Annotated in this window: 1 protein-coding gene; it reads right to left on the minus strand. The window is 74.6% G+C overall.

Annotation, left to right across the window (positions count from 1 at the left end):
- Positions 1 to 257: 257 nt before the first annotated feature.
- Positions 258 to 705: DegV family protein (locus G3I65_RS24905; protein ID WP_160698245.1), on the minus strand; the 448-nt coding region annotated here is incomplete at its 5' end.

A 705-nucleotide genomic window follows, 5' to 3' on the forward strand; every position in this document is an offset into this window, starting at 1 on the left:
AGCCGGCCACCCGGCCCGACCGTGCTCGCATCGGGCGAGAGCTGGTCGGCCAGCCAGGAGAGCCGGTCGTTGACGGGAGGGCCCGGATCCCGGGCGGGCTGCTCGAACACACGATCGACGTTAGGGTGCGCGGGGAGGCGTCCGACAGGGGTGGCGCCGCGTCCTGTGGACAACCGGGGTGTTGTGGACGGATAGCCCCGGCCCGGTCCGGGAACGGCCGTTTCCGTCGTACCCGGATGGCATGCTGGCGGGTTCGGCTAGCTCCGGGACGGGACCGTGCGCTGGACGACCACGCCCAGCACGCCGGGTCCGGTGTGCGCCCCGATCACCGCACCCAGCTCGGAGACCACGCAGCCCGCCGAGCGCGGCACCGCTTCCTCGAGCCGGTTCGCCAGTTCGACCGCCCGCTCCGGCGAGGCGAGGTGGTGGACGGCGAGCTCGACGTCGTCTTCGGCCGCCGCTTCGGCGGCGAGCTCGACCAGTCGCGCGATCGCGCGGTTCATCGTGCGGACCTTTTCCAGCGGCAGGATGCGGCCGTCGGCCATGTGCAGCACCGGCTTCACGGCGAGCGCGGTGCCGAGCAGCGCCGCCGCCGGGCCAATCCGCCCGCCGCGGCGCAGGTGGTCGAGGGTCTCCACGACGAACAACGTCGACGAGCAGCCGGCCGCCGTCACCGCGGCGGCCTCCACCGCGGCCGGCCCGGCG

Origin of the sequence: Amycolatopsis sp. SID8362 (genome assembly GCF_010550475.1) — a bacterium.
Taxonomy (GTDB): domain Bacteria; phylum Actinomycetota; class Actinomycetes; order Mycobacteriales; family Pseudonocardiaceae; genus Amycolatopsis; species Amycolatopsis eburnea.